We start from the raw sequence: 13,228 nt of genomic DNA on the forward strand, positions 1-13,228 counted from the left end.
CGGCCACGCCCCCGCAGGGTCAGCGCGCCGCCCGCACCAGCGCCGTCATCAGCCGCGTGTCCGAGCCCATTTCCGGATGCCACTGCACCCCGAGCGCCCAACCGCCGCCTCCCGCCGGTTCGATCGCCTCCACCGTGCCGTCGTCCTCCGCGTACGCGCTCGGGACGAGGCCCGCGCCGAGGCGGTCCACCGACTGGTGGTGGTAGGTCGGGACGGAGGTCGCCTCGGGGGTGATCGAGCCGTACAGCGTTCCGGGCACCGGCTTCACGGGGTGCCGGCCGAAGACCCCGGCCGACGTCACGTGTCCGTCCAGGTGCTGCACCAGCGTCCCGCCGAGCGCGACGTTCAGCAGCTGCATGCCGCGGCAGATGCCCAGTAGCGGCGTCCCGGACGCCAGCGCCGCGCGGATCAGCGCCAGTTCCCACGCGTCGCGTTCGGGTGCCGGAGGGCCGGTGCGGGGATCGCGCGGGGCGCCGTAGCGCTCGGGGTCGACGTCGGCGCCGCCGGCGATGACCAGTCCGTCGACTCGGGCCACCGCAGCTTCCGCGAGCGTCGGCTCGTCCGGCGGGAGCATCGCGGCGATGCCGCCCGCCGACTGCACGAGACGCGGATAGCCGGCGGGCAGCAGCGCGGCGGGCAGGTCCCACACGCCCCACCGGGCGGACGTCTCCCAGTAGGTGCTGATACCGATCAGCGGCTTGGACACATGCATCAGGTTGTCACTTCCGTTCCAGTTCGGCCTCCGCGGCCGCCAGGGCCGCGAACTCCTCCTCCGGGGCCCGTGCCACCAGATGGTGGCGGCTGTAGAAGGCGAAGTAGGCGAGCGCCACGGCATACACGCCGAGTGCCATGAACGCGGCGTCCTTGTCCACCAGGAACGTCGCCACCAGCGCGGACAGTGCGAGCACGAAGGCGACGGAGGAGGTGGCGACGCCGCCCGGCGTCCGGTAGGGGCGCGGCAGTTCCGGTTCACGGCGGCGCAGCACGATGTGCGAGAGCGCCATCAGCGCGTAGCTGATCGTCGCGCCGAAGACGGCGATGTTCAGCATCCGCGCGCCGTTGCCGGTGCCCGCCGCCAGGGCGAAGCCGATCGCGCCGGGGATCAGCAGGCCGAGATAGGGCGACTTGCGACGGCTGGTCAGTGACAGGAAGCGGGGCAGGTAGCCGGCCCGGGAAAGGGCGAAGAGCTGCCGGGAGCCCGCGTAGATCAGCGAGAAGAACGAGGCCACGAGTCCGGCGAGGCCCGCGTAGTTGACGAAGCGGCTCAGCGGGGTGGGGTCGCCGTCGCCCTGGAGGGCGACCACCAGCGGGTTGCCGGCCTCCTGGATGGCGGCGGAGCCGCGGGCGCCGCTCGCCGCGAAGAAGGTCAGCAGCGCGAGCAGCACCAGGATGCCCATGGAGATCGCCAGCGCCCTGGGCATGGAACGCACGGGGTCCTTCGCCTCCTCTGCCGCCAGTGGCACGCCCTCCACCCCGAGGAAGAACCACATGCCGAACGGGAAGGCGGCCCAGATGCCCAGCAGGCCGAACGGCAGCCAGGAGTTCGCGCCGAACGCCTCCGTGTCGACGGGGATGTCGTCGAGCCCGCCGGCGCTGAACTCGGTGAACGCTCCCACTGCGAAGATCAGCAGCGCCGCGACGGCGATGGCGGTCACGACGAGGCTGAAGCGCAGGGCCTCACCGACGCCCCAGAGGTGGATGCCGATGAAGACGACGAAGCAGGCCAGATGGACGGGCCAGCCGGATTCCAGGCCGAACAGGCCCAGCGATTCGACGTAGTCGCCGATGAAGATGGAGATCGCGGCGGGGGCGAGGATGTACTCGATGAGGATCGCGGTGCCGGTGAGGAAGCCGCCCCAGGTCCCGAGCGCGCGCCGGGCGAAGCCGTAGCCGCCGCCCGCGGTGGGCAGGATCGCGGACAGTTCCGCGAGTGCGAAGACGAGACAGGCGTACATCGCGCCCATCAGGAGGGTGGCGACGGCGAGGCCGCCGAAACCGCCCTTCGAGAGCCCGATGTTCCATCCGGAGAAGTCGCCGGAGACGACATACGCGACGCCGAGTCCGGTCAGCAGCAGCCATCCGGCGCTGCCTCTGCGCAGGGTGCGCCGGTTCAGATAGGCGTCCGACTCGGCGTCGGGTCCGGGTGGGGCGGCGGACGGGGGGCGCGATGTGGTGCCTTCAGCCATGGTCGCTCCTGGCTCAGGTCAAAGGTTTGTGCGGACACCTTTGCGGCACTCCGGCGGCAGCGCAAGCCCTGTGCGTAAACCCGGTGTTACGGATCCGCCCGCTCCATGGCCTGGTCGTCCGCCGGACCGTCCCGGTGCCGGCGCTTCCGTCCCCTTCGCGTCCTCGGCGCCGGCGCCGCGTCCCGGCCGCTCACGCCAGGAAGCCCCGCAGCAGCGCCGCCGTCCCCTCGCAGTGCTCGCGCATCACCTCGCGCGCTCCGTCCGGGTCGCCGTCGAGCACGGCCTCCACCAGTGCCGTGTGCTGGTGCTGCGAGTGCTCCAGGTTCCGTACGAGCAGCGGGATGCAGTCGAGCAGGTCGTTCAGGGTGGCCCGGACCGCCGCGTACTGCGCGGTGAGGGAGGCGGAACCGGACAGCTCGGCCAGCGTCAGGTGGAGCAGCGTGTCCTGCCTGCGGTACTCGGTGAGCGGCGCGTCGTGCGTCGCCGTCAGGGCCGTGCGCAGCCGCAGCGCGCCGTCGTCGGTGAGGCGGTGGGCCGCGCACAGACCGGCCGCCCCCACCTCGAGAACCTCACGGAAACGCAAGGTGTCCTCGACGTCGGCGCCCGCGACCCGGCGGCGCAGTTCCTCCTCGCCGTGGCTGTCGGGGCGGTGCAGCACGAACGTTCCGCCGTAACGGCCGCGGCGGCTCTCCACCAGTCCCTGGTCGGTGAGCACCTTGAGCACCTCGCGCAGGGTGACCCGGCTGATGCCCATGCGCTCGGCCAGTTCCCGTTCTGCCGGCAGTCGCTCCCCGCCCGGAACCAGTCCGAGGCGCAGCAGCTGAAGGATCTGCTCGAGCGCCTCCTCGAAGCCGTTGCCCGCCCGCACGGGGCGCAGCACCGGTGTCAGCCGGTCCGTCGGCGTGCCCGCGGCCCCATCTGTCTTCGCCACCTCGCCGTTTCCCCTTCCCAAGCAATGGTCTTCAGTAATACCTTATGGCTCCCGGCTGACCCAAGGAGGCACCGTCCCGTGGCAGACCGCAAACCCCCGCTCGCCCTCGACGAGCTGCGAGCGCTCGTCGCGAGCGGCGAGATCGACACCGTCGTCCTGGCCTTCCCCGACATGCAGGGACGACTCCAGGGCAAGCGGTTCGCCGCCCCCTTCTTCCTCGACGAGGTCGTCGAGCACGGCACCGAGGGCTGCAACTACCTCCTCGCCGTCGACACCGACATGAACACGGTCGACGGATACGAGATGTCGTCCTGGGAGCGCGGCTACGGCGACTTCGCCATGCACCCGGATCTCACCACGCTGCGCAGGATCCCCTGGCACGAGGGCACCGCACTCGTCATCGCCGATCTGGCGTGGGACGAGGGTCGGCCCGTCGTCGCCGCCCCCCGCCAGATCCTCCGGGCCCAGCTCGAGCGCCTCGCCGAACACGGACTCACGGCCCACGTCGGCACGGAGCTCGAGTTCATCGTCTTCAAGGACACCTATGAACAGGCCTGGGACAGCGGCTACCACGGCCTCACCCCGGCCAACCAGTACAACATCGACTACTCCGTCCTCGGCACCGGCCGCATCGAGCCCCTGCTGCGCCGCATCCGCAACGAGATGACCGGCGCGGGCCTGACCGTCGAGTCCGCCAAGGGCGAGTGCAACCCGGGCCAGCACGAGATCGTCTTCAAGTACGACGAGGCCCTCGTCACCTGCGACCAGCACGCCGTCTACAAGACCGGCGCGAAGGAGATCGCCGCCCAGGAAGGCGTCTCGCTCACCTTCATGGCGAAGTACAACGAGCGCGAGGGCAACTCCTGCCACATCCACCTGTCCCTGCGGGACGCCGACGGCCGGGGCGTCATGGCCGGGGACGGCCCCGACGGCATGTCGCCGCTCATGCGGCACTTCCTCGCCGGCCAGCTCGCCGCACTGCGCGACTTCTCCCTGCTGTACGCGCCGACCGTCAACTCCTACAAGCGCTTCCGCCCCGGCTCCTTCGCCCCGACCGCCGTCGCCTGGGGCCACGACAACCGCACCTGCGCCCTCCGCGTCGTCGGCCACGGCCCCGCGACGCGCTTCGAGAACAGGCTGCCCGGTGGTGACGTCAACCCGTATCTCGCCGTCGCCGGCCTCGTGGCCGCCGGCCTGCACGGCATCGAGCAGCGGCTCGAACTCCCGGACCCCTGCACGGGCAACGCCTACTCCGGCGACTACGAACACGTCCCCACCACCCTGCGCGACGCCGCCGAGCTCTGGGAGAACAGCCCCATCGCCAAGGCCGCCTTCGGCGACGCGGTCGTCGCCCACTACCGGAACATGGCGCGCGTCGAACTCGAGGCCTTCGACTCCGCGGTGACCGACTGGGAGCTCCGCCGCTCCTTCGAACGCATGTGAGGCACCCCTTGGCTGACACGCACCACGACGTACTCGACCCGGCCACCGAAGAAGTCGTGCGGACCGTCCCCGCGACGACCGTCGCGGAGGTCGACGCCGCGGTCGCCCGCGCCGCCGGGGCCCAGGAGCAGTGGGCCGCCGCCGCCCCCGCCGACCGGGCCCGGCTGCTGCGCCGCTTCGCCGCCGTCGTCGACGACCACCTCGAGGAACTGGCCCGGCTCGAGGTCCTCGAGGCGGGCCACACCATCGGCAACGCCCGATGGGAAGCGGGCAACGTCCGCGACCTGCTCGACTACGCCGCCGGGGGAGTGGAGCGCCTGAACGGCCGGCAGATCCCCGTCCCGGGCGGCATGAACGTCACGATCCTCGAACCGCTCGGTGTCGTCGGCGTGATCGCGCCCTGGAACTTCCCCATGCCGATCGCCGCCTGGGGCACGGCCCCCGCACTCGCCGCCGGCAACGCCGTCCTGCTCAAGCCGGCCGAGACCACCCCCCTGACCGCCCTGCGCCTCGCGGAACTCGCCCTGGTGGCCGGGCTTCCCGAGCATCTCTTCCAGGTGCTGCCCGGCGCCGGCGACGTGACCGGCAACGCGCTCGTCGAGCACCCCGGCGTCGCGAAGATCGTCTTCACCGGCTCCACCAGGGTCGGCAAGAGCATCATGGCCAAGTGCGCCGACCGCGTGAAGCGGGTGACCCTCGAACTCGGCGGCAAGAGCCCCAACATCGTCTTCGCCGACGCCGACGTGGCCGCCGCCGCGGCCGCCACCCCCATGTCCTTCCTCGACAACAGCGGACAGGACTGCTGCGCCCGCACCCGGATCCTGGTGCAGGCATCGGTGTACGACCGCTTCCTGGACCTGCTCGCCCCCGCCGTCGAATCGGTCGTCGTCGGCGATCCGTCCGACGAGAAGACGCAGATGGGCCCGCTGATCTCGCGCACCCAGCTGGAAAGGGTGCGCGGTTACGTCCCCGACGGCGCCAAGGCGATCCGGGGCACCGCCCCCGACGGACCGGGCTTCTGGTTCCCGCCGACGGTGCTCACCGACATCGCGCCGGACGCACCCGCCGCGTGCGAAGAGGTCTTCGGACCGGTCGCCGCCGTGATCCCCTTCGAGGACGAGGAGGACGCCGTACGGCTCGCCAACGCCACCGAATACGGTCTCTCCGGGTCCCTCTGGACCCGCGACGTGGCCCGTGCCCTGCGCGTCTCCCGCGCCGTCCGCGCCGGCAACCTCTCCGTCAACTCCCACTCCAGCGTCCGCTACTGGACCCCGTTCGGCGGCTACAAGCAGTCCGGGCTCGGCCGTGAACTCGGCCCCGACGCGCTCACCGCTTTCACCGAGACCAAGAACGTCTTCATCAGCACGGAGGCCTGAGACACCATGACCGAGACCCCTGTCTGCCGCCGCCTCGAAGGCCGCACCGCAGTGATCACCGGCGCCGGCAGCGGCATCGGCCTGGCAGCCGCGCGCCGGCTCGCCTCCGAAGGCGCGAACGTCGTCTGCGGCGACATCGACGAGACCGCGGGCAAGGCCGCGGCCGACGAGGTCGGCGGGACGTTCGTACGCGTCGACGTCACCGACGCCGAACAGGTCGAGGCACTGTTCAAGGCCGCGTACGACACCTACGGCAGCGTCGACGTCGCCTTCAACAACGCCGGCATCTCGCCCCCCGACGACGACTCGATCCTCACCACCGGCATCGACGCGTGGCGGCGCGTCCAGGAGGTCAACCTCACCTCCGTCTACCTGTGCTGCAAGGCGGCCATCCCCTACATGCAGCGCCAGGGCAGGGGCTCCATCATCAACACCGCCTCCTTCGTGGCGATCATGGGTGCCGCCACCTCCCAGATCTCGTACACCGCCTCCAAGGGCGGCGTGCTCGCCATGTCACGGGAACTGGGCGTGCAGTTCGCCCGCGAGGGCATCCGGGTCAACGCCCTGTGCCCGGGACCGGTCAACACACCTCTGCTCCAGGAGCTGTTCGCGAAGGACCCGGAGCGGGCCGCACGACGCCTGGTGCACATCCCGGCAGGGCGTTTCGCGGAGGCCGACGAGATCGCCGCCGCCGTCGCCTTCCTCGCCAGCGACGACTCCTCGTTCGTCAACGCGACGGACTTCCTGGTCGACGGCGGGATCTCCGGGGCGTACGTGACCCCTCTGTAGCCAGGCCCCCCGCCGCCCCTAAGGTGGCGGGATGAGCATGACGACCCCTCCCGGCTGGTACCCGGACCCCCAGGCGCCCCACACCGAACGCTGGTGGGACGGTACGGCCTGGACCGCGCACTCGCGCGCGGCCCAGGCCACGGGCGGTGTGCCGGTACATCCGCCGCAGGGACCGGGCGGGACGTTCGGGCCGCCGCAGCCGCACACCGTCCCGATGCGGCCCGCCGGCAGTGGCCCGGGAGGCAGCGGCAACAAACGGCTCATAGCGCTCGCGGTCGCAGGGGTCGTGCTCGTCGCGGCGGTCGCGACCGGGGCCGTACTCCTCGGCGGGGACGACAGCGGGTCCTCCCCGAGGAGCGCGCCGAGCAGCAGCCCGACGCCCGCCCCGGCGACGGCCGACCCGAAGAACAGCGCCACCGCGTCGCCCCCCGCGACGGAGGACGCGGCGGTGCTCGAGGACCAGCTCAACGGCATCACCCTCGCCATCCCTGACGGCTGGGTGCGGGCCACCAGCTCCCTCGAAGAGGGCGCCACGATCTACACGGACGAGACGTACGACTGCCCCGCGGGCGGCTCCTCCCTCTGCCGCCAGGGCCGGGTCTCCTCGATCGCGGCGAGCTCGGACGCCGCCACGGCGGAGGCCGTGGCCAAGGAGGACATCTCCCGGTACGCGGAAAAGGTGTACGGCGAGGACACACTCGGCAACCGCCCCCACGGCGGCATCGAGTCCCACAAGGTCCTCAAGTCGCAGAACTTCGCCGTCGCGGGGAAGGCCGGCTATCTGGTGCGCTGGCAGGTCGTCACCGGCGCGGGCACCGGCGGCTACGTGCAGACCATCGCCTTCCCCTCACCCGCCGGCACCGGGGCGCTCATGGTCGTCCGCTTCGCCTTCGACGCGGCCCCGTCCGCACCGGGGCTCGAGGTGATGGACGAAGTGGCCGAGAGCATCCGCCCCGTGGGCGACACCACGGGCGGCGGCGTCGGCAGCAGCATCGGCCCCGGCTGACGTTCCGTCCACCGCCGCAGCACGCCCGTCCCGGCCTCAGAGGAAGGTACGGCCCTCGCCCCGGTACGTCGGCGCGGAGCCCGTCACACGCTCGCCCTCGACGAGGTGCAGCGTCTCGAAACGCTCGCACAGCTCACCGGCCTTGGCGTGCCGGAACCACACCTTGTCGCCGATCAGCAGATCGTCGGCGGGCGGACCCAGCAGCGGCGTCTGCACCTCGCCGGCCCCCTCCTGGGGGTCGTAGCGAAGCCCCTCGGGCAGCCACGGCACGGGCAGCCGGTCCCGACCGGCGGCACCGGAGGCGGGATATCCGCCGCCGAGCACCGTGACCGCTCCCACGCCGGGCCGGCGCACCACCGGCTGCGCGAACAGCGCGGCGGGACGGGCGGTGAACGACGTGTAGTTGTCGAACAGGCGCGGCGCGTACAGGCCGGAACCGGCCGCGATCTCCGTGACCGCGTCCTCGGCCGCCGTGTGCTGCACACTGCCGGTGCCGCCGCCGTTGACGAACTCCAGACCGGGCTCCACCGCCCGCACCGCCCGCACCACGGCCGCCCGGCGGGCCGCCAACTCCTTGCGGGCCGCCCGCTGCATCAGCCGCACGGCACGCGAACGCACCGGCGATCCGGCGACCGAGTCGCCCACACCCGCGACATGGCCCTCGTACGCCATCAGGCCCACCAGGCGGAAACCCGGGCGGCGCGCGATCGACCTGGCCATGTCCGCGAGCCGGGCCGGCTCACGCAGCGGCGAGCGCCGTGCGCCGACCCTCACCCGGCCGCCCAACAGATGGAGAGCCGTGTCCAGTTCGAGGCAGAGCCGGATCTCCTCCGTACCACCGGCGCGAGAGGCGTCGATGAGTTCCAGCTGCTCCGGGTCGTCGACCATCACCGTCACGGCGGCCGCGAGTTTCGGGTCGCCGGCGAGCTCGGCGAAACCGGCGCGGTCCGCGGAGGGATAGGCGAGCAGCACGTCGTCGAAACCGGACCGCGCCAGCCAGATCGACTCGTCCAGCGTGTACGACATGATCCCGGCGAACCCGTCCATGGCCAGCACCCGTTCGAGCAGCGCCCGACAGCGCACCGACTTGCTGGCGACCCGCACGGGCTTGCCGGCGGCCCTGCGCACCAGATCGACGGCGTTGGCGTCGAAGGCCTCGAGATCGACGATCGCGACGGGCGCGTCGAGGTGGGCGGTGGCCTTGTCGTAACGGGCCCGGTCAGCGGAACGGGGAGTCATGGCCCGAGCTTGCCAGACAGGATTACCCCGGGGTAGGGGATGTTTTGGGCAGATCCCCACGGACCGCAGTCGGGTGGCCGATGTCGTCGATCGTGCCCGTTAGAGTGACGGCACGAGGTGACGCAGCGCCTGCCCGGAAGGGTGATCAGCCGGCGGTACGTGATGGAGCAACGGGGGGTGTGATGAGCACGGAGGCGCAGCGCCCTTCCGGCCCGCAGCCCCCGCCCCGCTCCCGCATCTCTGAGGCATTGCTGCCCCCGGACGCCGATGCCCCCGGCCCGCCCGTGACGCCTCCGGCCACGCCGCCCGCGCCGGGCTCTCCCGCGACTGCTTCCGGTACGCCCGCTCCCGGCTCGGCCACTCCCGGTGCTCCCGCCCCGACGGCTTCCGGCACTCCGGCCGCCCGCCCGGACGCCGTGGCACCGCCTGCCCGGCCCGGGGGCGGCGTGCCGCCGGCGCGTCCGAGCACCGGCGCCGCCCTCGACCGCCCTGTTTCCCCTCCGCCGCCCGCCGGGCACACCCAGGCCGCGCCGCCGCGCCCCGCCGCACCGGGACCTGCCGCACCCGCCCGGCCGCTGTCCCCGCCGCGTCCCCCGCCGTTCCCCCGTCCCGCCCTGCCCCGGGCACGGACCGGCCCTCCGTGCCGCCCACGGCCCCGCCCGCAGCGGTGCCGCAGCCCCGGCCCGGCCAGGCGGACGGACCCGCCGACGGCTCGATCCCGGAGGTCGAGACCACCACGCGGCTCCGGCCCGTCACCGACGGGCCCCGGCAGCAGGCCCCGGCGCGCCCCGCGCGGCCGCCGCGACCGGTCGGCAGCGTCGACATGACCCCGCGGCCCGATGCGCCGCGCCCACCCGCCCAGATGTGGATCCCGCCCGAGACGCCGGCCGAGATGACGACCCGGCTGCGTCCCGTACGCACCCGGCACCCCGCACGGACCGTCGGGGCCGTCACCGCCGTCGTGCTCGGACTCGGTCTGATCGGCGGAGCCGTCACCGGCACCTGGCTGACCGGCGACTCGAGCGCCGACACGGCCGAAGAGAACGTCTACGCCGAGGTGCGCATTGCCTGGCACAGCGTCCCCGTGGACACCATCTTCCCGCGGAGGATCGACGGCGACGGAGCCGGCCCCGGCGGGGCGGACCGCGTCTGGACGCGGATCGCCGTCGCGCCCGACAGCGACTGCGCCACCGCGCTCGACCCGCTGCTCACCAAGGCGCTGGAGCCCGTCGGCTGCACCCGCGTCCTGCGCGCCACGTACACCGACGCGACGTCCAGCAGCGTCACCACCGTCGGCCTCGTCTTCACCGAGGCGGACGAGAAGGGGATGCTCGCCCTGCACAACCGGTTCACGACCGAGTCGCTCGGCGAGCGCACCGACCTGATGCCCCGTACGTTCCCGGCCAAGAACACCGTCTCCGCCGGATTCGGCGACGAGCAGCGCGCCAGTTGGACGGTGGAGGTCCTCACCGAGGCCCCCGTCGTCGTCTACGCCGTCTCCGGCTTCGCCGACGGCCGTGCCGTGGCCGACCCGCAGCCGGCCGACGAGGCACAGGCCGAGGGCGCCACGAACCCGCCCGCCCAGGCGGGGCTCGGCCATGAGGCCACCGGGATCGCGGAACGCATCGAGAAGGGCCTGCGCGGGGCCGTGGGCACGCGCACGGAGGAGTCCCGATGAGACGACGCCATCGCCTGCGCCTCGTCGCCGTCCTCGCCGCCACCTCGTTCGTCGTGCTGCCGGCGACGCCCGCGCACGCGGACGGCATCCGGGCCCAGCAGTGGAGCCTCGAGGCCATGAACACCGAGGAGGCATGGCGGACCACCAAGGGCGAGGGCATCACCGTCGCCGTGCTCGACACCGGCGTGGACGACCAGCACCCCGACCTGGCCGGCTCCGTGCTGCCGGGCAAGGACTTCATCGGCTTCGGCGCTGAACGCGGCGACAGCACCTGGGCCCGGCACGGCACCGCGATGGCCGGCATCGTCGCCGCCCACGGCCACGGCCCGGGCCGGGAGTCGGGCGTCCTCGGCATCGCCCCCGAGGCGAAGATCCTGCCGGTCCGCGTCATCCTCGAGGGCAAGGACAAGGCCCGCGACAAGGCGCGCAAGAGCCGCGGCACGGCGCTGGCCCAGGGCATCCGCTGGGCCGCCGACCAGGGCGCCGACGTCATCAACCTCTCACTGGGCGACGACAGCGAGTCCGCGCACCCCGAGGCGGGCGAGGACGCGGCCGTCCAGTACGCCCTCTCCAAGGGATCGGTCGTCGTCGCCTCCGCCGGCAACGGCGGCGAGAAGGGCGACCGCGTCTCCTACCCCGCCGCCTACCCGGGCGTCATCGCGGTGACCGCCGTCGACCGCTGGGGCACCCACGCGTCGTTCTCCACCCGCCGCTGGTACGCCACCGTCAGCGCGCCGGGCGTCAACATCGTCATCGCCGACCCCGACCGCCGCTACTACGAGGGCTGGGGGACCAGCGCGGCGGCGGCCTTCGTGTCCGGCGCGGTCGCCCTGGTGCGCTCGGCCCACCCGGACCTCACACCCGCGCAGATCAAGAAGCTCCTCATCGACACCGCGCGCGACGCCCCCAAGGGGGGCCGTGACGACTCGAAGGGCTACGGCACGGTCGACCCCGCCGCGGCGATCAGCGAGGGCGCCCGGCTGCGCCCCGGCGACCCGAAGGCGGCCACCGCGGGCTACCGCGAGGAATACTTCGGCCCCGGCCCCCGGCCCGAGGGCGCGGACGGCGGCCCGGGCGGCTGGCTGGCCGTGGCCGCCGGCGGCGCCGGCGCGCTGCTCCTGGCCATGTCCGTGGTGCTCTGGCGCGGCGGCCGCACACGCCACTCCTGATTCGGCGCCCGGCAGCCGCCGACAGGCGTCCGCGAGCAGGGCGTTAGGCTCGGTGCGTGGCGCTCAAGAACATTCCCGACCCCGGTTTCTCCGACGACGACGGCACCGCCGACCCGGCCTTGCAGGCGGCGCTCGCCGCCTGGTCCGAGGACCGCAGTGCCGAACAGCCGGTCCTCGAGGCGCTCCGGGGCGCCCGGCTCCTGGTCCCGATCGTCGCCGTGCTCGGTGAGGTGGAGGAGGACCCGCAGACCGGTCTGCGGGTCGAGAAGACCAGCGACATGGCCGTGCCGACGCTCACGGCCGGCTCCCGCCGGGCACTGCCCGCGTTCACGTCGATCGCGTCGCTCGCCCGGTGGGACCCGAAGGCGCGTCCCGTCGCCGTGCCGCTGCACCAGGCGCTGCAGGCAGCGGCCCACGAGAAGGCGGACACCGTCGTGCTCGACCTGGCCGGGCCCGTCACGTACCAGCTCACCGGTCCCGCCCTGCTCGCCCTCGCGGAGGGCCGCAGCAGCACCGACCCGCTCGCCGACCCGGCGGTCACCGGGGCCGTACGTACGGCGGTCACCGCGGAACCGGCGGTGCTGCGCGCCCACCTCGGCCCCGGCCGGGACTCGGACGGCACGCTCGCGCTGGTGCTGGCCGCGGACGTGGAACCCGCGGAGGCGGGCGGCCGCGTGGCGCGGGCGCTCGCGGCGGACGACGTGCTGAGGGCCCGCCTGGTGCGGGGCCTCGATCTGGCGCTGCTGCCGGCCGGGGCCACCCCTCCGGGCGAGCCCTTCTACGTCAGGGAATAGGCCGGCCGCTCAGCCGTACACCGGCCCGGTGTACTTCTCGCCGGGGCCCTGGCCCGGCTCGTCCGGCACCAGCGACGCCTCACGGAAGGCGAGCTGCAGGGACTTCAGGCCGTCCCGCAGCGGCGCCGCGTGGAAGGAGCTGATCTCGGTGGTGCTCGCGTCGAGCAGCCCGGCCAGGGCGTGCACCAGCTTGCGTGCCTCGTCCAGGTCCTTGTGGTCCTCGCCGTCGTCGGTGAGGCCGAGCTTGACGGCTGCCGCGCTCATCAGGTTCACCGCGACCGTGACGATCACCTCGACGGCCGGGACCTCGGCGATGTCGCGCGCCATGGCGTCGAAGTCGGGTGATTCGGGTGTTTCGTTCGGGGAGGTCGCGTCACTCATGACGCACACGATATGCCCCGTCCCTCGCGCCCCCGCCCCGGCCACCGGTTAGCCCCGCCCCGGGGAGCTGCTAACCTTGTGTGACGACCGGCTGGACACGTCCGTGTCCGGCCCACAAGTGGAGGCTCCGATCTCCCACCTGGCTGTCCCTCGGGACGGCGGGTCACCGGTCAGGCGGCCACCATCGTTCCGTACGGACGATGGAGTCGCCCGATGTGCGCCCCGCGGTACACCGC

Annotated in this window: 12 protein-coding genes; 7 read left to right on the top strand and 5 right to left on the bottom strand. The window is 73.0% G+C overall.

Annotated elements, in window-relative coordinates; genetic code table 11:
• Positions 1-19 precede the first annotated feature (19 nt).
• From GLX30_RS28590 to GLX30_RS28600, 3 genes are all read right to left on the bottom strand, one after another.
• Positions 20-712, bottom strand: a complete 693-nt coding sequence (locus GLX30_RS28590; protein ID WP_159693664.1) for a gamma-glutamyl-gamma-aminobutyrate hydrolase family protein — start codon at positions 710-712, stop codon at positions 20-22.
• A gap of 7 nt (positions 713-719) precedes the next feature.
• Entirely contained in the window at positions 720-2,186 is a 1,467-nt protein-coding gene (gene eat / locus GLX30_RS28595) for an ethanolamine permease (protein ID WP_159693666.1), read from the bottom strand.
• A gap of 190 nt (positions 2,187-2,376) precedes the next feature.
• Entirely contained in the window at positions 2,377-3,117 is a 741-nt protein-coding gene (locus GLX30_RS28600; RefSeq protein WP_159693668.1) for an FCD domain-containing protein, read from the bottom strand.
• Positions 3,118-3,195: 78 nt separating this feature from the next.
• On the opposite strand from GLX30_RS28600, the gene GLX30_RS28605 reads away from it, so the two are divergent.
• From GLX30_RS28605 to GLX30_RS28620, 4 genes are read left to right on the top strand one after another with little or no spacing between them, the layout of a single operon-like run.
• Positions 3,196-4,560, top strand: a complete 1,365-nt coding sequence (locus GLX30_RS28605) for a glutamine synthetase family protein (RefSeq protein WP_159693670.1) — start codon at positions 3,196-3,198, stop codon at positions 4,558-4,560.
• Between the two features lie 8 nt (positions 4,561-4,568).
• Positions 4,569-5,936, top strand: a complete 1,368-nt coding sequence (locus tag GLX30_RS28610) for an aldehyde dehydrogenase family protein (protein WP_159693672.1) — start codon at positions 4,569-4,571, stop codon at positions 5,934-5,936.
• Positions 5,937-5,942: 6 nt separating this feature from the next.
• Positions 5,943-6,725 (top strand): 3-oxoacyl-ACP reductase, encoded by a 783-nt coding sequence (locus GLX30_RS28615; RefSeq protein WP_159693674.1) that lies wholly within the window; start codon positions 5,943-5,945, stop codon positions 6,723-6,725.
• A 37-nt stretch (positions 6,726-6,762) separates the two neighbouring features.
• On the top strand, positions 6,763-7,731 hold the full coding sequence (locus GLX30_RS28620) for a DUF2510 domain-containing protein (protein ID WP_159693676.1): 969 nt from the start codon (positions 6,763-6,765) through the stop codon (positions 7,729-7,731).
• Positions 7,732-7,767: 36 nt separating this feature from the next.
• Here the strand turns inward: GLX30_RS28620 and GLX30_RS28625 are convergent, their stop codons facing one another.
• Complete coding sequence (locus tag GLX30_RS28625; protein WP_159693678.1) at positions 7,768-8,970, bottom strand: amino acid deaminase/aldolase; 1,203 nt, start codon at positions 8,968-8,970, stop codon at positions 7,768-7,770.
• 823 nt (positions 8,971-9,793) lie between these two features.
• On the opposite strand from GLX30_RS28625, the gene GLX30_RS28630 reads away from it, so the two are divergent.
• Genes GLX30_RS28630 through GLX30_RS28640 form a run of 3 tightly spaced genes read left to right on the top strand, consistent with a single transcriptional unit; the run spans position 9,794 to position 12,611 of the window.
• Positions 9,794-10,648 carry a hypothetical protein gene (locus tag GLX30_RS28630; RefSeq protein WP_244258516.1) on the top strand — a complete coding sequence of 285 codons (855 nt, stop codon included), beginning with the start codon at positions 9,794-9,796 and terminating at the stop codon, positions 10,646-10,648.
• Positions 10,645-11,817, top strand: a complete 1,173-nt coding sequence (gene mycP / locus GLX30_RS28635) for a type VII secretion-associated serine protease mycosin (protein WP_159693680.1) — start codon at positions 10,645-10,647, stop codon at positions 11,815-11,817. The genes GLX30_RS28630 and mycP overlap by 4 nt, the downstream gene beginning before the upstream one ends.
• Positions 11,818-11,873: 56 nt before the next feature.
• A complete protein-coding gene (locus GLX30_RS28640; protein WP_159693682.1) occupies positions 11,874-12,611 on the top strand; it encodes an SseB family protein in 738 nt (245 codons plus the stop codon).
• A gap of 9 nt (positions 12,612-12,620) precedes the next feature.
• Here the strand turns inward: GLX30_RS28640 and GLX30_RS28645 are convergent, their stop codons facing one another.
• Positions 12,621-12,992 carry a DUF1844 domain-containing protein gene (locus GLX30_RS28645; protein ID WP_005319589.1) on the bottom strand — a complete coding sequence of 124 codons (372 nt, stop codon included), beginning with the start codon at positions 12,990-12,992 and terminating at the stop codon, positions 12,621-12,623.
• Between the last annotated feature and the right edge of the window lie 236 nt (positions 12,993-13,228).

This window comes from Streptomyces sp. Tu 2975, from assembly GCF_009832925.1.
GTDB lineage: Bacteria > Actinomycetota > Actinomycetes > Streptomycetales > Streptomycetaceae > Streptomyces.